The sequence below is a fragment of the Tardiphaga sp. 866_E4_N1_4 genome, from assembly GCF_052076075.1.
In the GTDB taxonomy this organism is placed as follows: domain Bacteria; phylum Pseudomonadota; class Alphaproteobacteria; order Rhizobiales; family Xanthobacteraceae; genus Tardiphaga; species Tardiphaga robiniae.
Window position 1 is genome coordinate 5,687,341 of sequence record NZ_CP197242.1, and the last position, 21,226, is coordinate 5,708,566.

The window sequence follows — 21,226 nt, forward strand, 5'->3', positions numbered from 1 at the left end:
CTCAGTGTTTACGTAGTTTGCCTATCAAGCCCTGTGCCAAATAGGCGAGTTGCCTGGCCCCATTCGGGAGCAGGAAGATGATGATGATCAGGATGACGCCAAACACGGCGCCAGACAGACCCTTCGAGACGTGTTCCGCAATATTCGGAACGAAGACGATGAAAGCCGCACCGGCGAGCGAGCCGGGAAGCCAGCCAACGCCGCCGACGACCATGCCCAGGAACAGCGCGATGGCGAGCTGGATAGTGTAGCCATCCGGCGCCACGAACTGCACGGCGATGGCACCGAGACCGCCGGCAACGCCGGTGATCCCTGCGCTAACGCCGAAAGCCAGCGTCTTGTAGAGCGAGACGTCCACACCCATCGCCGAGGCGGCGATTTCGTTGTCGCGGATCGCCATCATGGCCCGGCCTGACCGCGACTTCAGCAGGTTGACCGAGAGGATGTAGATCAGGATCGTGACCGCGAGGGTGAAGAAGTACAGCCACATGTCCTGCGACACTTTCAGGCCCAGCGAGGCCAGGATTTCCGGTGCATCAGGCTTGGTGACGACAAGGCCCTGCACGCCGCCGGTCCAGTGTTCGAACACGCCAAGCTTCAGGAGCTGTGGCATCGCCACCGCGAGGGCGAAGGTCGCCAGCGCGAGATAGATGCCGGACAGCCGCAGCGCGGGCAGGCCGAACAGGAAGCCGGCGATGAAGCAGACGAGGCCGGCGACGGGGAGTGTCAGTGCGTAATTGACGCCGACATGTTCCATGAGGATGGCCGACGTATAGGCGCCGAGGGCGTAGAACGCGCTCTGGCCGAGCGAGAACTGGCCGCTGGCACCGGTCAGGATGTTCAGCGCGAGAACCGCGATGGCGTAGATCAGCCACATCGTCATCTGGAAGATGATGAAGTTCTTCACGAACAGCGGAGTGACGATGAGCAGCGCCAGGATGATCAGCGATGCCAGCGGGCCGAGCGCCATTGCCTTTTTGGGAACGGCAGCGACCACGGGAGCGGCGGAGACGTCTTGAACGGTGCTCATGATCAAACTCGCTTCACGATGGCACGGCCGAACAGGCCATTGGGTTTGACGACCAGCACGGTGATGATCAGCGCCAGAGCGATGGGCAGTTTCAGCTCATTGCCGACACCCGGGATATAGGTGCCGACGAGGTTCTCGAAGACGCCGACGAGGAAGCCACCGATGACAGCACCCAGTGGGCTCGTGAGCCCGCCGACGACGGCCGCGGCAAATCCGTAGATCAGCACGCCGCCCATCATGTTGGGCTCGAGGAACACGACGGGGGCGATCAGCATGCCGGCGATCGAACCGATCGCAGCTGCCATGCCCCAGCCGAGTGCAATCATCCATGACGTGTTGATGCCGACCAGCCGCGCCGATTCAGGCATCGACGCCGCTGCCCGCATCGCAAGGCCCACGCGGGTGTAGCGGAAGAAGATGAACAGCAGGACGAGCAGGATGATCGTCACGCCGATCATGCCGGCCTGATGCGTCGAGATCAGCTGGCTGCCCAGGAAGGGCGACGAGCCGAACGGCGAGGGAAACTGCTTGATGGTGAAATCCCAGGTCAGGCCCGCGACGCTGTTGATGATGGCGAACAGCGCGATGAAACCTGCGACGTGGGTCAGCACCGGCGCCTTGGCGAGCGGCTTGAACAAAGCCCGCTCGATGACGATGCCGCCGACAAAGGAGAAAATCAGCGTCAGCGCGAATGCGCCCCAATAGGGTATGCCCCACTGCATCATCTGCCAGGCGACGAAGGTCGAGAACATCGCCATTTCGCCCTGGGCGAAGTTCAGGTGGTCGATCGCCTGGTAGATCATGACCACGGCGAGCGCCATACAGGCGTAGATCGCGCCGGTGGCGATGCCAGCCAGGACTTGGTTGGTAAAGAGTTCCATGGCCGCCCCCTCAATATCCCAGATACGATTTACGGACGTCTTCGTTGTTCGCGATCTCGTCGGCAGTGCCGGACATCACGATGCGTCCTGTTTCGATGACATAGGCCTTGTCGGCGAGTTCGAGCGCGAGCTGCGCGTTCTGTTCGACGACCAGGATGCTGACCTTGTCCTCGCGGTTGATCTTGCCGAGGATCTTGAACAGATCCCGCACGATCAGCGGCGCAAGGCCGAAGGACGGCTCGTCCAGCAGCATCAGGCGAGGACGCAGCATCAGCGCGCGGGCGACCGCGAGCATCTGCTGTTCACCGCCGGACAGCGTGCCGGCCTGCTGGGTGTGGCGCTGCTTGAGCACCGGGAAGTGGGCATACATGCGCTCGATGTCGTCATCGATCGCCTTGGTGTCCTTGCGGCTGATGGCGCCGAGCTGCAGGTTCTCTTCCACCGTCATGGTGGTGAAGGTGCCGCGGCCCTGGGGAACATGGGCGATGCCCAGCCGCACGATGCTTTCGGTCGACTTGTTGTCGAGCTTCTTGCCCTCGAACTCGATCGAGCCTGTGGAGCGGATCATGTTGCAGATCGAGCGCAGCGTGGTGGTCTTGCCGGCACCGTTGGCGCCGAGCAGGGTGGTCAGGCTGCCTTCCTGCAGTTCGAATTCGAGGCCGTGCAGTGCCTGGACCTGGCCGTAATACGCACGCAGGTCTTTTACGTGAAGCATCGCGGTCATGAGTCTTTGTCTCCCAGATAGGCCTTGATCACAGCAGGGTCTTTCTGGACGGCAGCAGGTGTGCCTTCAGCGAGCTTCTTGCCGAAATTCAATGCGACGACATGGTCGGCGATCGACATCACGAGACCCATGTGATGCTCGACCAGGAGCACCGTCACGCCGCGATCGTCGCGGATGCGGCGGATCAGGTCGCCAAGGATGTAGACTTCCTCATGGTTGAGACCGCCTGCGGGCTCGTCGAGCAGCAGGATCTTCGGCTCGGCGGCGAGCGCACGCGCGAGTTCGACGCGCTTCTGCGTGCCGAACGGAAGACCGCTGACGATCGTGTCGGCAACGCTGTGCAGATCGAGATAATCAAGGATGTCGTTGACGTCCTTGTTGATCGCAGCTTCTCCTGATCGCACCCATGGCAGCTTCAGCGAGTCGCTGATGATGTCGCTGTTGGTGCGCGCATGCTTGCCGACGCGGACATTGTCGCGCACGGTCAGGTTCGGAAACAGCGCAACATTCTGGAAGGTGCGGCCGATGCCGATCTCGGAAATCTTGTGCGCCGGACGATTCAGGATCGTCTGGCCGTCCATCAGGATATCGCCCTTGCTCGGCTGGTAGAGCCGGCTGAGACAATTGAACAGCGTGGTCTTGCCGGCGCCGTTCGGTCCGATGAGGCCGAGAATGTGACCCTGTTGCATGTCGAACGAGACGCCGTTCAACGCGATGATGCCACCGAACACAACGCTGACGTCGCGAACCGAAAGCAGCGGCGCCGTCGATGCAACGGGCGCGCGCTCTGCGAGTTGTGCCTGCGTCATGTGCGGTGCCCCTCGATCGTCGGCTGCGGCGAAGTCTTGCGCAGGTCACGACGATGAAGGCTGTCAGAGCCCTTCAACAATGCGTGCAACTTTCCCTCCTGATTTGATTTTTTTGCTGTCGAGTTTTTTGGATTGTGGTGCAGCTGTTCCCCCGAGCGCCGCTTCGATGTTTCTTACCATCGCCAATAGCCGAGGTCCAATATCGTTGAGCAAGCGCTCTTCCGTGAAACGGAACGCGGGCGCGCCGCAATTAAAGGCATAAGGACCGGTGCCGTCATTCAATGTCATTGCAACACCGGCAGCGTGCACATCGTCCTGCCACTCGCCAGCCGAGATGACGAAGCCGTGGCGTGCGACCATTTCGCCCGCACGTTCGAGTCCATCACGCATCTTCGACCAGCGATGTCCGTAATGTTCGCGAAATTCGCGCAATAATTGGGCACGTTCTTCCGGCGGCAACGCCCAGAAATAGGCGCGGCCCATCGCCGTGGTTGCAATGGGGATGCGCGAGCCGACGTCGAGTTGAACGCCGACAGTGAGACTGGAACGGCTCTGCCCGAAATAGATCATGCTCAACCGATCGCGCGCGCCGACTGCGCAGGCGCCGCCGGTCTGCCGCATCAATTCGTCGCGAAATGATTCCGAGAGATGCTTAACGCCTAAGTTCGCAAGTGCAGCATACCCCAGGGCCATGGCTGCTGGCGCGAGTTGATACTTCTCGAAGCGTGGCACAGGTGTAAGGTAGCCCAACTTCGTGAGTGTGTAAGTCAATCGCGAGATGGTTGGCTTCGGCAATTTGGTGCGGGCGGCAATCTCCTGATTGCCGAGAAGCCCGTCATTGGGGCGAAATGCACGCAAGACATCCAGGCCGCGAGCCAATGCGACGACGAAATTGCGATCTGTCGCCACATTCTTCGCTGGACGTTTCATGCTTCCCAAAATTTGGTTTTGTCAGTTTCATACGATTGCACCACGGCCCTCGTTGACAAGGGACGCTCTTCAAAATAACCCTCCGTGTCAAGATGTGGAATTAAATTTCGCAGTGCGAAACTAAGAAAATCAGACCGGTAAACGTAGCCAAGGAGAATGCCGTGAGCGATGTCGTAAAGCTTGAACGTCATGATGAAGTCGCCATCGTCACGATCAACTCTCCCCCTGTAAATGCGCTGAGTGCGGCGGTTCGCCGCGGCATTTTTGAGAACGTCAAAACGGCCGCTGCCGATCCTGTCGTGAAGGCGATCGTCATCGCATGCGCAGGCCGTACCTTCGTTGCCGGCGCCGACATCACCGAATTCGGCAAGCCGCCGCAGTCGCCCGGATTGAGCGAAGTCATTGCGGAAATCGAGAATTGTTCCAAACCGGTGATCGCCGCGATCCATGGCACCGCGCTGGGCGGCGGCCTCGAGCTCACGCTCGGCTGTCATTTCCGCGTGGCGACAAAAGAAGCCAAGCTTGGTCTGCCCGAAGTGAAGCTCGGCTTGCTGCCGGGTGCCGGCGGCACGCAGCGCCTGCCGCGCGCGGTGGGTCCGGAGCTCGGCGTCAAGATGGTCGTCACCGGCGATCCGATCAGCGCATCTGAAGCCTTGAAGAACGGCCTGATTGAAGAGATCGTCGAAGGTCCGGCCTCGGGCGCAGAAGCCTTCGCGCGCAAGGTCATCGCCGAAAAGCGTCCGCTGCGCCTGCTGCGCAACGACGATTCCAAGCTCGCTGCCGCGCGCGCTGATCGCACCATCTTCACCAACGCCGCCGCAGCCGCCAACAAGAAGAACCGCGGCATGAATGCGCCGCTGGCCTGCGCCGAAGCTGTCAGCTGGACGCTCGATGTGCCGTTCGACGAGGCGCTCAAGAAGGAGCGCGAGATGTTCCTCAAGCTGGTCGCCGACGACCAGTCCAAGGCGCAGCGTTATGCGTTCTTCTCCGAGCGCGAAGCCGCCAAGGTCCAGAACGTGCCGGAAGGCGTCAAGCCGCGTCCGGTCGAGCGCGTCGCCATCATCGGCGCCGGCACCATGGGCGGCGGTATTGCGATGTCCTTCGCCAATGCCGGTATTCCCGTCACGCTGATTGAGACCGGCGAGGAGCAGCTCAAGCGCGGCCTCGGCATCATGCAGAAGAACTATGAAGCCACTGCAGCACGCGGCGGCATTCCTGCCGATGCGCCGGCCAAGCGTATGGCGTTGATCAACGGCGTCGTTGGCCTCGAAAACGTCAAGGATGTCGATCTGGTGATCGAAGCCGTGTTCGAGACCATGGCGATCAAGAAGGAAGTGTTCACCGCGCTGGATGCCTATGCCAAGCCGGGCGCCATCCTCGCCAGCAACACGTCGTACCTCAACATCGACGAGATCGCGGCCGTCACCAAGCGTCCGCAGGATGTGCTCGGCATGCACTTCTTCTCGCCGGCCAACGTCATGAAGCTGTGCGAAATCGTCCGCGCCGACAAGACCGCGCCGGATGCGCTCGTCACCGCTGTCGCTGTCGCCCGCAAGATCGCCAAGGTGCCGGCCGTGGTCGGCGTCTCCGACGGCTTCGTCGGCAACCGCATGCTCGCGGCCCGCTCCAAGCAGTCCGAGAAGTTGCTGTTCGAAGGCGCGCTGCCACAGCAGGTCGATGCCGTCGTCACCAAGTTCGGCATGCCGATGGGTCCGTTCGCCATGGGCGATCTCGCCGGCCTCGATATCGGCTGGCGCTCGCGCAAGGATCGCGGCATCACCTCGCCGATCGCCGATGCGCTCTGCGAAGCCGGCCGCTTCGGTCAGAAGACCGGCAAGGGCTATTACAAGTATGAAGCCGGCTCCCGCGCGCCGGTGCCGGATCCGGAAGTCGAGAAGCTCATCGACGATACCTGCCGGAGCCTGGGCCTGACCCGTCGCGCCGTCAGCGATCAGGAAATCCTGGAACGCATGATGTATCCGATGATCAACGAGGGTGCGCGCATCCTCGAAGAGAAGGTGGCATCGCGTCCGAGCGATATCGACGTGATCTGGCTCTATGGCTATGGCTGGCCGATCTATCGCGGCGGCCCGATGTTCTACGCCGATCAGGTCGGTCTCAAGCAGATCGTCGAACGCCTGCAGTTCTACGCCAAGCAGACCAACGATCCGTCGCTGGAGCCGGCCGCGCTGCTGAAGAAGCTCGCCGATGAAGGCAAGACGTTTGCGTCACTGGCGAAGGGCTAGTTGTGGTGACGCGAGCACGATGTGCTCCCCTCCCCCTTGCGGGGGGGGGCCGGGGGCGGGGGTCCCCGGGCGACGTCACTTGTGGCTTCCCCCCCTCCCTGACCCTCCCCCGCAAGGGGGGAGGGAACATTGGCGCCGTGCGCTCCTTATGTAAGCAGGCCACGCCATGACCCATCCGGGCGAGCAACATTACCCACCGGGCGTCACATGGGACGCCCCGATTGCGCGTGGGTCGCTGCCGGGTCTGCTTGCCGACTCCGTTGCAAAACATGGTGACCGCACCGCCATCGAATTTCGGGATCAGCCGATCTCGTTCAATGATCTACAGGCGCGCGTGGACATCGTCGCTGCCGCGCTGATGCGCGCCGGCTATGGCAAGGGCTCCTCCATCGGTATCTTCCTCGGCAATACGCCGGATCATCCGGTGCACTTCTTCGGCGGCCTCAAGGCCGGCGCGCGGCTCGTGCATTTGTCGCCGCTCGATGGCGAGATCGCGCTGTCGCACAAGCTCAAGGATTCCGGCGCACGCGTGCTGGTGACGAGCAACCTCGCGGCGCTGCTGCCGATGGCACTGAGGTTTCTCGACAAGGGTCTGCTCGATCGGCTGATTGTCTGTGAGGACGACGACTGGGGCGCGGTGAACAATCCGCAACTGCCGTTGCCGGAAAATCCCGCCATCGTCACTTTCCGCAATTTTACCGCAGGCGCCACGCCGCCGACGCAGTGGCCGGAGATTTCGGCCGATGATGTCGCATTGCTGCAATATACCGGCGGCACCACCGGCCTGCCGAAAGGCGCGATGCTGAGCCACGGCAATCTCACCTCGGCGGTCTCGATCTACAATCTATGGGGCGCACCGGCACGCGCCGGGCGCAATCGGATCGAGCGCGTCATCTGCGTGCTGCCGCTGTTTCATATCTATGCACTGACCGTGATCCTGCTCGCCCGCATCAGCCTCGGCGACACCATCTCGCTGCACCAGCGCTTCGACGTCAGCCGCGTGCTCGACGATATCGAGAAAAAGAAAGCCACCGTATTTCCCGGCGTGCCCACCATGTGGATCGCCATCGCGGCCGATCCGTCGCTGGAAACGCGCGATCTGTCGTCGCTGGTGTCGGCTGCTTCAGGCGGCGCGCCGTTGCCCGATGAAGTGGCGCGTCTGTTCGAGCGCAAGACTGGCTTGTCGCTGAAGAGCGGCTGGGGCATGACCGAAACCTGCTCGCCTGGCACCAGCCATCCGCCCGGCGGCCTCGACAAGCCGGGCTCGATCGGCCTGATGCTGCCGGGGATCGACATTGACGTTGTGTCACTCGATGACCCGACCAGGGTGCTCGGCGTCAACGAAACCGGCGAAATCCGCATCAAGGGGCCGAACGTCACCAAAGGCTACTGGAACCGCGCGCAGGAGAGTGCCGAGTCATTCGTCGGCGATCGCTTCCTGACCGGCGATATCGGCTACATGGATGAAGACGGATTCTTCTATCTGGTCGATCGTAAGAAGGACATGATCATCTCCGGCGGTTTCAACGTCTATCCGCAGATGATCGAGCAGGCGATTTACGAACACCCCTCCGTACAGGAAGTGATCGTGATCGGTGTCGTCGATCAATATCGCGGTGAAGCGGCTAAGGCCTTTATCAGGCTGCGCAATGGCGCAGCGCCGTTCACCATCGACGAGCTGCGCGCGTTTCTCACCGGCAAGCTCGGCAAGCATGAACTGCCGGCAGCTTTGGACTTTGTCGACGACTTGCCGCGCACCGCGGTCGGAAAACTCTCGCGCCACGCCTTGCGCGGGTTGCAACCCACGCCCATCATGAACCAAGAAACAACCTCGCAACAACAAACCGCCTCTGGAGGACCCCGCCCATGACCGAAGCCGTTATCGTTTCCACCGCCCGTACGCCGATCGGCAAGGCCTTTCGCGGCGCCCTCAATGCCACCGAAGGCGCGACGCTGCTCGGCCATGCCATCGAGCATGCCGTGAAGCGCGCCGGTATCGATCCCAAGGAAGTCGAGGACGTGGTGATGGGCGCCGCCCTGCAGCAGGGCGCGACCGGCGGCAACATCGCACGCAAGGCGCTGCTCCGCGCCGGCCTGCCGGTTACGGTTGGCGGCACCACCATCGATCGTCAGTGTGCTTCGGGCCTGCAGGCGATTGCGCTCGCAGCGCGTTCGGTGATTTTCGACGGCGTCGAGATCGCGGTTGGCGGCGGCGGCGAGTCGATCTCGCTGGTGCAGAACGAGCACGCCAACAAATTCCACACCGTCGATCCCGAACTGATGAAGATCAAGGGCGACGTCTATATGCCGATGCTCGACACTGCCGAGACGGTGGCCAAGCGCTACAACATCTCGCGCGAACGCCAGGACGAATATTCGCTGGAGAGCCAGCGCCGCACGGCGGCCGCGCAGCAGGGCGGCAAGTTCAACGACGAACTGGCGCCAATCGCGACTAAGATGGGCGTCGTCGACAAGGCGACCGGCGAAGTCTCGTTCAAGGACATCACGCTGTCCAAGGATGAAGGCCCGCGTCCGGAGACCACTGCGGAAGGCCTCGCCGGCCTGAAGGCTGTGCGCGGCGATGGCTTCACCATCACCGCCGGCAATGCCTCGCAGCTCTCGGACGGCGCCAGCGCCACCGTGATCATGAGCGACAAGCTCGCCGCCCAGAAGGGCCTCACGCCGCTCGGCATCTTCCGCGGCTTCGTTTCCGCCGGCTGCGAGCCGGATGAAATGGGCATCGGTCCGGTGTTCGCCGTGCCGCGCCTCTTGAAGCGTCATGGCCTCAAGATCGAGGACATCGATCTCTGGGAACTCAATGAAGCCTTCGCCGTGCAGGTTCTGTACTGCCGCGACAAGCTCGGCATCGATCCGGAAAAGCTCAACGTCAATGGTGGCGCGATCTCGGTCGGCCATCCCTATGGCATGTCGGGCGCACGTCTCGCTGGTCACGCACTGATTGAAGGCCGTCGCCGCAAGGCGAAATATGCCGTCGTCACCATGTGCGTCGGTGGCGGCATGGGCTCCGCCGGCCTGCTCGAAATCGTTCAGTAATTACAAATCTGCTCACAAGGAGGATCCGATGGATCTGAGCTTCAGCAAAGAAGAAACAGCATTCCGCGACGAGGTGCGCACCTTTTTCCGCGAAAGCCTCGACCCGGCGGTGCGCAAGAAACTGCAGGAAGGTCATCACACTAGCAAAGACGACCTGGTGAACTGGCAGCGCACGCTCAACAAGAAGGGCTGGGCCGTCCCGCATTGGCCGCAGGAATATGGCGGCACCGGCTGGAGCGCCGCCAAGCAGTACATCTTCCTGGAAGAGCTACAGAAGACCCCGGCGCCGCCGCCGCTGCCGTTCGGCGTCAACATGGTCGGTCCGGTGATCTACACCTTCGGCAACGAGCAGCAGAAGAAGCACTTCCTGCCGCGCATTGCGAATATGGACGACTGGTGGTGCCAGGGCTTCTCGGAGCCGGGCTCGGGTTCGGACCTTGCCTCGCTGAAGACCACGGCGAAGAAGAAGGGCGACACCTATATCGTCAATGGCCAGAAGACCTGGACCACGCTGGCGCAACACGCCGACTGGATCTTCTGCCTCTGCCGCACCGACCCCGATGCGAAGAAGCAGTCGGGCATCTCCTTCATCCTCATCGACATGAAGTCGAAGGGCATCACCGTCCGTCCGATCCAGACCATCGATGGCGGCGTCGAAGTCAACGAAGTGTTCTTCGATGAGGTCGTGGTGCCGGCCGAGAATCTGGTTGGTGAAGAGAACAAGGGCTGGGACTACGCGAAATTCCTGCTCGGCAACGAGCGCGTCAACATCGCCCGCGTCGGCATGTCGAAGGAGCGCATCCGCCGCATCAAGGAGCTGGCGTCCAGCGTGATGTCCGGCGACAAGCCGCTGATCGAGGATCCGCAGTTCCGCCAGAAGCTCGCGGCCACCGAGATCGAGCTGAAGGCGCTCGAGCTGACGCAGATGCGCGTCGTCGCTGCCGAAGGCAAGCACGGCAAGGGCAAGCCGGATCCGGCCTCGTCGATCCTCAAGATCAAGGGCTCGGAAATCCAGCAGACGCTCACCGAACTGCTGCTCGAAGTCACCGGCCCGTTCGCACTGCCCTTCATGCCGGAAGGCGAAGGGCAGAACGAAGAGGGCGACTGGGCCTCGCCGATCGCGCCGACCTATTTCAACTACCGCAAGGTGTCGATCTATGGCGGCTCCAACGAGATCCAGCGCAACATCATCGCGAAAGCGGTGCTGGGGCTTTGATGTCTTTCTTCTCCCCGCTTGCGGGGAGAAGGTGGTCCGATTGCGCGTAGCGCATTCGGACCGGATGAGGGGGAGCCTCCGCCGGCTCGGGGCCCGCGGATAGTCCCCCTCACCCGAAGGCTCCGCTTCGCTCGCCCTCGACCTCTCCCCGCAAGCGGCGAGAGGTTAGGGAGCTTAAACACATTCACACGCGCGTTACGCGCGATCCGAGAGAGAAAGACCATGGATTTTGATTTGTCGGAGGAGCAACGCCTCCTCAAGGACAGCGTCGACGGCCTGCTGAAATCGTCCTACGAATTCGAGGCCCGCAAGAAGTATCGCGCCGAGAAGGGCGGCTGGAGCCGCGACGTCTGGGGCAAGTTTGCGGAGCAGGGCCTGCTCGGCCTGCCGTTCTCCGAGGACGATGGCGGCTTCGGTGCCGGTCCGATCGAGACCATGATCGTGATGGAAGCGCTGGGCCGTAATCTCGTGGTCGAGCCCTATCTCGACACGGTGGTGCTCGGCGGCGGCTTCCTGCGCCGCGCCTCGGCGGAGCAGCGTGCTGCGCATCTGCCCGGGATCATCGACGGCTCCAAGACCATGGCTTTCGCACAGGTCGAGCGTGATTCACGCTATGACCTCGGGGACATCAAGACGTCGGCCAAGAAGAGCGGTTCGGGCTACACGTTGTCCGGCGAGAAGTTCGTCGTCGGTCATGGCGACACCGCCGATACGCTGATCGTCACCGCGCGCACCGCCGGTGGCCAGCGCGATGCCAAGGGCGTTGGCGTGTTCCTGGTGCCCGCCAATGCCAAGGGAGTCGACATCAAGGGCTATGAGACGCAGGACGGCAGCCGCGCCGCCGATATCAAGCTGAACAATGTCGAGGTCGGCGCAGATGCTGCGATCGGCAATGCCGAGGATGGTTTGTCGATCGTCAATCAGGTCGTCGATGACGCCCGCATCGCACTGTGCGCGGAAGCGGTCGGCGCGATGGAAGAGGCATTGAAGATCTCCGTCGAATACATCAAGGAGCGCAAGCAGTTCGGCGTCGCCATCGGCTCGTTCCAGGCGCTGCAGCACCGTGCGGCCGACATGTTCACCGCGCTGGAGACCGCGCGCAGCATGTCGTTCCTGGCCTCGATGGCGTCGAGCTTCACCGATCTCGACGAACGCACCAAGACGGTCGCCGCTGCCAAGGTGCAGATCGGCCGCTCCGCGCGCTTCGTCGGCCAGGGCGGCGTGCAGCTGCATGGCGGCGTCGGCGTGACCATGGAGTACAAGATCGGCCACTACTTCAAGCGGCTGACCATGATCGAGCAGCAGTTCGGCGATGCCGACTATCACCTCCGCCGCGTCGCGCAGGCGGGCGGGATCACGGAGTAACTCTGCTCTCTCCCCGCTTGCGGGGAGAGGTCGGATTGCGAAGCAATCCGGGTGAGGGGGACTCTCCACGCGCTCATGAATTCGTGGTGAGTCCCCCTCATCCGACTCGAACGCGCTACGCGCATTCGAGCCACCTTCTCCCCGCATGCGGGGAGAAGGAATGCGCCGTCGCTAAAATCAATCAACAACAAGGAGGCCGCCCGTGAACAATCCCTTCGACCTCACCGGCAAGGTCGCCGTCATCACCGGCTCCAGCCGCGGCATCGGCAAGGCCTCCGCGGAACTGCTGGCGCAACTCGGTGCCAAGGTTGTCGTCTCCAGCCGCAAGGCCGATGCCTGTCAGGCTGTGGTCGATGGCATCAAGGCCAGTGGCGGCGATGCCCATGTCATTCCCTGCAACATCTCGCGCCGTGATGAAGTCGAAGCTTTGATCGACGGCACCGTGAAACACTACGGCCCGATCGATATTCTGGTCTGCAACGCCGCGGTGAATCCCTATTACGGGCCGCTGCTCGATATTGCGGATGAGGCCTTCGACAAGATCATGGGCTCCAACGTCAAGAGCAACATCTGGCTCTGCGCCAAGGCGATCCCGGCCATGGCCGAGCGCGGCAAGGGCTCGGTGGTCATTATCTCTTCCATCGGCGGCTTGCGCGGCTCCACGGTGATTGGCGCCTACGGCATCTCCAAGGCTGCCGACTTCTCCCTGTGCCGCAGTCTCGCCGGCGAATGGGGGCCCAAGGGCGTGCGCGTCAATTGCATCGCGCCGGGTCTGGTGAAGACCGACTTCGCGAAAGCGCTGTGGGAAGACGAAGCCAATCTCAAGCGCCGTACCGCGACCACGCCGCTGCGCCGGATCGGCGAGCCCCACGAGATCGCCGGCGCCGTCGCCTATCTCGGCTCGGATTCCTCCACCTTCATGACCGGCCAGACCATCGTCATCGATGGCGGCGTGACGACCGCATCGGTGTAAGTATCGCCCGACCCACGCTCGTCATTCCGGGGCGCGAGCGCCGTTAGGCGATCGCGAACCCGGAATCTCGACATCGGAGTCTCCGTCGAGCCAAGCCACTCAGGGATTCCGGGTTCGCGTCCGGCTCGCGCCGGCCGCGCCCCGGAATGACGGACGTGAATGCTGCGCTCCGTCCGGACTACGGCACGTGAAGTCGCTCGAAACAATTCTCCCGCGGTAACTCCCCACCGCCTGCCTCAATCCTTTCCCGTTTTTTAACACTTAGGGCGCACGGATAGCCGCAGCTGGAGAGTTCCCGTGCGGCAGACGGATATCGCGATCATTGGTGGCGGCCTCGCCGGGTCGACGGCTGCGGCGATGCTCGGTCGCGCCGGTGTGTCTGCAATCCTGATCGAGCCGCATCAGGTCCATCCGCCCGAACTCCGCTGCGAGAAGATCAGCGGCGGCGTCCAGCTCGAGCGGCTCCGCAAGACGGGTCTCGTCGATGCGGTGCTCGGTGCCGCCACCCATGACGACGAGATCTGGATCGCGCGTTTCGGCCGCGTGATCGACAAGCGCCCCAGCCAGCAGCACGGCTTTCTCTACGACACGCTGGTCAATACCGTTCGTGGCCAGATCCCGTCATCTGTCGAGACCATTCACGCCAAGGCGACGTCGATCGCCACATCGGATGACCGTCAGACCATCGGCCTGTCCAATGGCGAGGAGATTTCCGCGCGCCTTGTCATTCTCGCCAATGGCGCCAGCGTCAGCTTGCGCAATCAACTCAATATCGGCCGCCCGGTCATCTCGGCCAATCATTCGATCTCGGTCGGCTTCGATATCGCGCCCGTCGGCCGTGAACGCTTTGCCTTTCCGGCGCTCACTTATTTCGCGGAAACCACGGTTCATCGCACCGCCTATGTCACGCTGTTCCCGATCGGCGACACGATGCGCGGCAATCTGTTCGTCTATCGCGAGACCGACGATCCCTGGATTCGCCAGATGCGCCGGACGCCCGAGGCGGCGCTTGACGCCTGTCTGCCGAAACTGCGCGCGCTGATCGGCGACTACAAGATATCCGGCGATATCAAGATCCGCCCCATCGATCTCTATGAGAGCGACAACGTGGTCCAGCCCGGTGTCGTGCTGGTGGGCGATGCCTTTGCCTCGCCGTGCCCGGGCAGCGGCACCGGCACCGACAAGGTGTTCACCGATGTCGCGCAGCTTTGCAGCGTACACATCCCGAACTGGCTCGCGACCGATGGCATGGGCGCCGACAAGATCGCGCAATATTACGCCGATCCTCTGAAACTGGAATGCGACGCCTGGGCCACCGGCAAGGCGTTCAAGCTGCGCTCAGTCACTGTCGAGAATTCGCTGTATTGGCGCGCGCAGCGCTGGGCGCGTTTCTTTGGCCGGCTCGGCGAGGGCATGGTGCGCCGGGCCCGCGAGACGCTGCCGCGCGAACTGGCGATGGTCGCGTCCGCTCTGGTCATGATGATCGACTCGGCGACCTGACCGTCGGCGCTGCCGCTTGACGCGCCCGCGCTAATCCGGTTGCCTGCGCCTCCCAACACAACGCGACCACAATCTTTCGGGAAGAAACGTCATGTCTTTCGTGATGGCCATCGATCAGGGCACCACATCCTCGCGCGCGATGATCTTTCGCGCCGACATCTCGATCGCGGCCTCCGCGCAGCAGGAATTCCCGCAGCATTTCCCGGCCTCCGGCTGGGTCGAGCATGAGCCGGAGGATATCTGGACCTCGACGCTGGCCGTTTGCCGCGAGGCGATGAAGAAGGCCGACGTTACCGCGAAGGATATTGCCGCGATCGGCATCACCAATCAGCGCGAGACCGTGGTGGTGTGGGATCGCGTCACCGGGCAGGCCGTGCACCGTGCCATCGTCTGGCAGGACCGCCGCACCGCGGAGATCTGCGCCCAGATGAAGGCCGACGGCCATGAGCCGTTGATCACGCAAAAGACAGGTCTGATCATCGACCCGTATTTCTCCGGCACCAAAGTGGCGTGGATTCTCGATCATGTTCCTGGCGCGCGCGACCGCGCCGAGCGCGGCGAATTGCTGTTCGGCACCGTCGATTGCTATCTGCTGTGGCGGCTGACGGCGGGGAAGGTGCATGCCACCGACGCCACCAATGCCTCGCGCACGCAGCTCTTCAACATCCACACCGGTGAATGGGACGATGAGCTGCTGAAGCTGCTGCGCGTGCCCAAGGCTATGCTGCCCAGGGTGCAGGATTCATCGTCCGATTTCGGCAGCACCGATCTGTTCGGTGGCACGATCATTATCGGCGGTATTGCCGGCGATCAGCAGGCTGCAACCATCGGGCAGGCCTGTTTCGCGCCCGGCATGATCAAGTCCACTTACGGCACCGGCTGCTTTGCCCTGCTCAACACTGGTACGACGCCGGTGCAATCGAAGAACAAGCTGCTCACCACGGTTGCCTATCAGCTCAACGGCGTGCGGACATATGCGTTGGAAGGTTCGATTTTCGTTGCCGGATCCGCGGTGCAGTGGCTGCGCGATGGTTTGGGGATCATCAAGAGCGCTGCTGAAAGCGGGCCGCTCGCGGATCAGAACGATTCTTCGCAATCGGTCTATCTGGTCCCGGCCTTTGTCGGCCTCGGTGCGCCTTACTGGAATCCCGATGTGCGCGGAGCGCTGTTCGGACTGACGCGCAACACCGGCCCGGCCGAACTCGCCCATGCCGCGCTGGAAAGCGTCTGCTACCAGACGCGCGATCTCTACGCGGCGATGCGCGCCGACTGGCCGGATGTCTCCGCCGCCACCGTGGTGCTGCGCGTCGATGGCGGCATGACGGCGTCGGACTGGACCATGCAGCGTCTCGCGGATCTGCTGAATGCCCCTGTCGATCGCCCGATGATCCAGGAAACCACCGCGCTGGGAGCTGCCTATCTCGCCGGTCTCACGGCCGGCGTATTTCCGGAACCCGCCAAATTCGCCGACAACTGGCGCCTCGAACATCGCTTCCGTCCGGTGATGAGCGAAGCCACGCGGACACGAAAACTGAAGGGCTGGGCGCAAGCGGTGAAGGGGGTATTGGCGAGCGATCCGGGGAAAGATTGAAAGCTTGCTCACCAAACAGAAAGAGCCGCCTGTGCGGGCGGCTCTTCATGATGTTCATGTCAGGTTGATCGCGCCTGCTGTTGGTCGTTAAAGCATGATCCCGAAAAGTGGATACCGGTTTTCGGATAAGATCATGCTCAAATAAAAGAAGAAGCTAGAATCTGATTCATCGAAGATGAATCAGATTTTAGCGCCAGCCGCGATGCCGTCCGCGCGACCAGCCATAATGATGGCCGCGCCCGCGGCCCCAGCCGTAATGATGTCCACGCCCGCCGCGGTGCATGCCATGATGTCCGCCGCCATGGCCACGAATCTGGATGATGTCGCTGGCGGTGCTCGCAGGTGCAAGCCCACCGACCGGCATGGCGTTCGCGGGAAGCATCAGGCCCAGACCCAGGAGTGCCGCGGCTGCCGTCGCGATCATGGTACGTTTCATTTCAACCCTCCAAACGCAAATATTGCGCATGCAACAAGCTGCGGCCGTCGTGATCGTTCCGTCGCCACGGGATTGAAACGATAACTTTGCCGGGACCGGAATTCGTCGCGGCGGTGGTAGGGAGAAAATAATCCCTCGCGCTCTTGACGAAAATCCTATATAGGTCTATACGCCTTTTATCCCGTTCGCGAGGGGCGCTTCATGAGGCGTCTTGAAGTGGGACAGGGATGCGGCGCCTGCGGGTGTGGGGTGACGTACCCCGCGCACTCGGGAGGCCTTGGGTCACCGTCCGGCCCCACTACGGGGGTCTGCCACTCATGCTGGCTGGACGTGGCATTGGTGAACGGCGGGAAACCGTCGGGATCGGCGGAGTGCGGAGCTCTGCGCCTTTGCCCGGAAGAACGGTCCCGGGGACAGAAATCGCCGCGGTGGCGCGCCGTGAGGCGTTGCGCGGTTGCAGCTTGCCGGCGGAGCGGATCGCGATAAAACCACCCTTTGCGCCTCACGGCGCGCCGCCACCCCTCATGTTTCGAGGGGCACTGCTCACACCTCGGACGCGCAAGCGCCGCGAGAATGCGAGAGCTTGGCTGTTTGACAAGCAAATCCTGCGACTTGCAAAGCGCTACTTCGCTCCGACCTTCTTGCCGCGATACATCAGATGCACCGCGCAGTTACATCCCGGCGGATGGGTCGCGAGTTCGTCATTGGCAGGCGCGGGTACGGCGACCGGCGCAGGCTCGGCACCGGCACCCGGAATGTAGTTCAGCACCGGCGCCAGCCAACGTTCTACCTCGGCCACGCTCATGTTCTTGCGCGCGGCATATTCCTCGACCTGATCGCGCTCGATCTTGCCGACGCCGAAATAATAGCTCTCCGGATGGCTGAAATAGAGCCCGGACACCGACGAGCCCGGCCACATGGCGTAGCTTTCGGTGAGCGTCACGCCCGCAGTGTTCTCGGCATCGAGCAATTTGAAGATCGTCGCCTTCTCGGTGTGATCGGGCTGCGCGGGATAGCCGGGAGCAGGGCGGATGCCCTGATACTTCTCCAGGATCAGGTCATCGGTCGAGATATTCTCGTCCGGCGCATAGGCCCAGAACTCCTTGCGCACGCGCTCATGCATGCGCTCGGCGAAGGCTTCGGCGAGACGGTCGGCCAGCGCCTTGCACAGGATCGACGAATAGTCGTCATTGGCGTTCTTGAAGCGATCGGCGATAATATCCTCGCCGATGCCCGCTGTGACGACGAAGCCGCCGATATAATCCGGCACATTCGAGGTCTTCGGCGCGATGAAGTCGGAGAGCGCGGCGTTGAAGCGGCCCTCGCGCTTCTCGAGCTGCTGGCGCAACGTGTAGAGCGTCGCGATCTCAGTTGTGCGTGTGTCATCGGCATAGAGGCGGATGTCATCGCCCATGGCGTTGGCCGGCCAGAAGCCGATGGTTGCCTTCGCCGTGAACCACTTCTCCTCGACGATCTGCTTGAGCATCTTCTGCGCATCGGCATAGAGCGACGTCGCGACTTCGCCGACCACGCTATCGGTGAGGATGCCGGGGAAACGGCCGGACAATTCCCAGGTCTGGAAGAACGGCGTCCAGTCGATATAGGCAGCAAGCTCTTCGAGCGAATAATCGCTGAAAGTCCGGATGCCCAGGAAGGTCGGCTTGCGCACCGTCTTGCTGAAGTCCGCGACATGCGCATTGGCGCGCGCTGCGATGAGCGACAGCCGCTTCTTGTCCTGCTGGGCGCGGAAATGCGCGGCAGAAATCTTCGCATAATCGGCGCGCACCTCGGCCGCATAGGCGACGCTCTTCTCCGGCGACAGCAGCGACGAGGCAACGCCCACGGCGCGGCTGGCATCGTTGACATGCACAACGGCGCCAGCGCGGTAGTTCGGATCGATCTTCACCGCGGTATGCACACGGCTGGTCGTCGCGCCGCCGATCAGCAGCGGCATCTTCAGACCCTGCCGTTCCATCTCGCCGGCCAGGAACGTCATCTCGTCCAATGACGGCGTGATCAGGCCGGACAGACCGATGATGTCGGCGCCTTCGGCCTTGGCGGTATCGATGATCTTCGAGGCCGGCACCATGACGCCGAGATCGATGACCTCGAAATTGTTGCACTGGAGCACGATGCCGACAATGTTCTTGCCGATGTCGTGGACATCGCCCTTCACGGTCGCGAGCACGATCTTGCCGGCATTCTTGCGGCCATCGCCGGTGATACCTGCAGCGAGATTGTCGGCCTTCTCCTGCTCCATGAACGGCATCAGGTAAGCCACCGCCTGCTTCATCACGCGGGCCGACTTCACCACCTGCGGCAGGAACATCTTGCCGTCGCCGAACAGGTCGCCGACGATATTCATGCCGGCCATCAGCGGGCCCTCGATGACATGCAGCGGTCGTGCCACGGTCAGGCGCGCGGCTTCGGTGTCCTCGTCGATATATTGGGTGATGCCGTGCACCAGCGCGTGGCTCAGCCGCTTTTCCACCGGCCATTCGCGCCAGGTGAGATCCTGCTCCTTGGCCTGCTTGGTCTGGCCGCGGAACTTCTCGGCGAGTTCGAGCAGCCGTTCGGAGGCGCCGGGATCGCGGTTGAGGATGACGTCCTCGCAGACCTGGCGCAGCTCGGGATCGATGTCGTCATAGACGATCATCTGGCCGGCATTGACGATGCCCATGTCCATGCCCGCCTTGATGGCGTGATACAGGAACACCGAATGCATCGCTTCGCGCACCGGCTCGTTGCCGCGGAACGAGAAGGACAAGTTGGAGACGCCGCCGGAAATATGCGCATGCGGCAGGTTCTGCCGGATCCAGCGCGTCGCCTCGATGAAGTCGACGCCGTAATTGTTGTGCTCTTCGAGGCCGGTCGCGATGGCGAAAATGTTCGGATCGAAGATGATGTCTTCCGGCGGGAAGTTCAGCTCTTTGACCAGAATGTCGTAGGCGCGTTTGCAGATCTCGGTCTTGCGCGCGAACGTGTCGGCCTGGCCGACCTCGTCGAAGGCCATCACGATCACGGCGGCGCCATGGCGCTGCGCGATCTTGGCCTCGTGGATGAACTTCTCCACGCCTTCCTTCATCGAGATCGAATTGACGATCGGCTTGCCCTGAACGCATTTAAGGCCGGCTTCGATGACGTTGAATTTCGACGAGTCGACCATCACCGGCACGCGGGCGATGTCCGGCTCGGAGGCGACCAGATGGAGGAACTCGACCATCGCCGCTTCGGAATCCAGCAGGCCTTCGTCCATATTGACGTCGATGACCTGCGCGCCGTTCTCGACCTGGTCGCGCGCCACTTGCAGCGCGGCGGTGTAGTCGCCGGCGGTGATCAGCTTGCGGAATTTAGCCGAGCCGGTGACGTTGGTGCGCTCGCCGACATTGACGAAGGGAATCGCTGAGGTCAGTTCGAACGGCTCCAGACCTGACAGGCGCAGGAGCGGTGCGATCTCCGGTACAACGCGCGGCTTGTGCGGCGCGACGGCCTTGGCGATGGCCGCGATATGGTCCGGCGTGGTGCCGCAGCAGCCGCCGACCACATTGACGAGGCCGCTGGCGGCGAACTCGCCGATCAGCCCCGCCATGAATTCCGGGCTCTCGTCATACTGGCCGAATTCGTTGGGCAGGCCGGCATTCGGATAGGCACAGACGAGGGTATCGGCGACGCGGCCGATATCGGCGATATGCGCGCGCAGGTCTTCGGCGCCGAGGGCGCAGTTGAAGCCGATGGTGGCGGGCCTGGCGTGCTTCACCGAATTCCAGAACGCTTTCGGCATCTGGCCGGACAACAGGCGACCTGACTTGTCGGTGATGGTGCCGGAGATCATCACGGGCACGTCGATGCCGCGCGCCTCGCAGATTTCGGCAATGGCATAGAGCGCCGCCTTGGCGTTCAGCGTGTCGAAGATGGTTTCGACCAGCAGGAGGTCGGCGCCGCCGTCAAGCAAACCGTTGATCTGCTCGCTATAGGCGATGCGCAGATCGTCGAAGGTCACCGCGCGATAGCCGGGATTGGCGACATCCGGCGAGATCGAGGCGGTGCGGTTGGTCGGGCCGATGGCGCCGGCGACGAAGCGCGGCTTGCCGTCCTCGGCAGCGACGGTGATCGCGGCGTTCTTGGCGAGGCGCGCGCCTTCGCGGCTCATCTCATAGGCGATGTCCTGCAGGTCGTAATCGGCCTGCGCGATCGAGGTCGAGGAGAAGGTGTTGGTGGCGACGATGTCGGCACCGGCGCGCAGATATTGCGCGTGGATGTCCTCGATGGCGTCGGCCTGCGTCAGGATCAACAGGTCGTTGTTGCCGCGGAGGTCGCGGTGGAAATTCTTGTAGCGCTCACCGCGGAATGCGGCCTCGTCGAATTGCAGACCCTGGATCATAGTGCCCATGGCACCGTCGAGCACGAGAATGCGCTCGGCAGCGGCGGCAAGCAGTTCGGTACGCTTCGGCGAAACGGGTACGGACATGAG

At 62.6% G+C, this 21,226-nt stretch carries 15 protein-coding genes; 8 read left to right on the plus strand and 7 right to left on the minus strand.

Annotated elements, in window-relative coordinates; genetic code table 11:
* Window position 1: 1 nt before the first annotated feature.
* From AB8B20_RS27425 to AB8B20_RS27445, 5 genes are all read right to left on the minus strand, one after another.
* Window positions 2-1,030, minus strand: a complete 1,029-nt coding sequence (locus tag AB8B20_RS27425) for a branched-chain amino acid ABC transporter permease (protein WP_120288677.1) — start codon at window positions 1,028-1,030, stop codon at window positions 2-4.
* Between the two features lie 2 nt (window positions 1,031-1,032).
* Entirely contained in the window at window positions 1,033-1,911 is an 879-nt protein-coding gene (locus tag AB8B20_RS27430; RefSeq protein ID WP_089261600.1) for a branched-chain amino acid ABC transporter permease, read from the minus strand.
* Between the two features lie 10 nt (window positions 1,912-1,921).
* A complete protein-coding gene (locus AB8B20_RS27435) occupies window positions 1,922-2,635 on the minus strand; it encodes an ABC transporter ATP-binding protein (protein ID WP_439067372.1) in 714 nt (237 codons plus the stop codon).
* Window positions 2,632-3,444 (minus strand): ABC transporter ATP-binding protein, encoded by an 813-nt coding sequence (locus AB8B20_RS27440; RefSeq protein ID WP_089261596.1) that lies wholly within the window; start codon window positions 3,442-3,444, stop codon window positions 2,632-2,634. The genes AB8B20_RS27435 and AB8B20_RS27440 overlap by 4 nt, the downstream gene beginning before the upstream one ends.
* A gap of 63 nt (window positions 3,445-3,507) precedes the next feature.
* Window positions 3,508-4,374, minus strand: coding sequence for an IclR family transcriptional regulator (locus tag AB8B20_RS27445; protein ID WP_120288678.1), 867 nt, complete (start codon window positions 4,372-4,374; stop codon window positions 3,508-3,510).
* 161 nt (window positions 4,375-4,535) lie between these two features.
* Between AB8B20_RS27445 and AB8B20_RS27450 the strand changes: the two genes are divergently transcribed.
* The 8 genes from AB8B20_RS27450 (at window position 4,536) to glpK (ending at window position 16,319) form a co-directional block, all read left to right on the plus strand.
* Entirely contained in the window at window positions 4,536-6,620 is a 2,085-nt protein-coding gene (locus tag AB8B20_RS27450; RefSeq protein ID WP_439073919.1) for a 3-hydroxyacyl-CoA dehydrogenase NAD-binding domain-containing protein, read from the plus strand.
* 166 nt (window positions 6,621-6,786) lie between these two features.
* Entirely contained in the window at window positions 6,787-8,490 is a 1,704-nt protein-coding gene (gene pimA, locus AB8B20_RS27455; RefSeq protein ID WP_439073918.1) for a dicarboxylate--CoA ligase PimA, read from the plus strand.
* Complete coding sequence (locus AB8B20_RS27460; RefSeq protein WP_439073917.1) at window positions 8,487-9,674, plus strand: acetyl-CoA C-acyltransferase; 1,188 nt, start codon at window positions 8,487-8,489, stop codon at window positions 9,672-9,674. Before pimA ends, AB8B20_RS27460 begins: the two co-directional genes overlap by 4 nt.
* A gap of 28 nt (window positions 9,675-9,702) precedes the next feature.
* Window positions 9,703-10,890 (plus strand): pimeloyl-CoA dehydrogenase large subunit, encoded by a 1,188-nt coding sequence (gene pimC, locus AB8B20_RS27465; protein ID WP_089261586.1) that lies wholly within the window; start codon window positions 9,703-9,705, stop codon window positions 10,888-10,890.
* 222 nt (window positions 10,891-11,112) lie between these two features.
* Complete coding sequence (pimD, locus tag AB8B20_RS27470) at window positions 11,113-12,255, plus strand: pimeloyl-CoA dehydrogenase small subunit (RefSeq protein ID WP_089261584.1); 1,143 nt, start codon at window positions 11,113-11,115, stop codon at window positions 12,253-12,255.
* A gap of 202 nt (window positions 12,256-12,457) precedes the next feature.
* Window positions 12,458-13,228 (plus strand): SDR family NAD(P)-dependent oxidoreductase, encoded by a 771-nt coding sequence (locus AB8B20_RS27475; RefSeq protein WP_439073916.1) that lies wholly within the window; start codon window positions 12,458-12,460, stop codon window positions 13,226-13,228.
* 297 nt (window positions 13,229-13,525) lie between these two features.
* The gene (locus AB8B20_RS27480) at window positions 13,526-14,728 is read left to right on the plus strand and encodes an FAD-dependent oxidoreductase (RefSeq protein ID WP_439073915.1); all 1,203 of its coding nucleotides are present in this window, start codon (window positions 13,526-13,528) and stop codon (window positions 14,726-14,728) included.
* A gap of 91 nt (window positions 14,729-14,819) precedes the next feature.
* Entirely contained in the window at window positions 14,820-16,319 is a 1,500-nt protein-coding gene (gene glpK / locus AB8B20_RS27485) for a glycerol kinase GlpK (RefSeq protein WP_439073914.1), read from the plus strand.
* A 187-nt stretch (window positions 16,320-16,506) separates the two neighbouring features.
* Here the strand turns inward: glpK and AB8B20_RS27490 are convergent, their stop codons facing one another.
* Together AB8B20_RS27490 and metH are read right to left on the minus strand one after the other, a co-directional pair.
* Entirely contained in the window at window positions 16,507-16,755 is a 249-nt protein-coding gene (locus AB8B20_RS27490; protein WP_089261574.1) for a hypothetical protein, read from the minus strand.
* Between the two features lie 622 nt (window positions 16,756-17,377).
* Entirely contained in the window at window positions 17,378-21,223 is a 3,846-nt protein-coding gene (metH, locus tag AB8B20_RS27495) for a methionine synthase (protein ID WP_439073913.1), read from the minus strand.
* Between the last annotated feature and the right edge of the window lie 3 nt (window positions 21,224-21,226).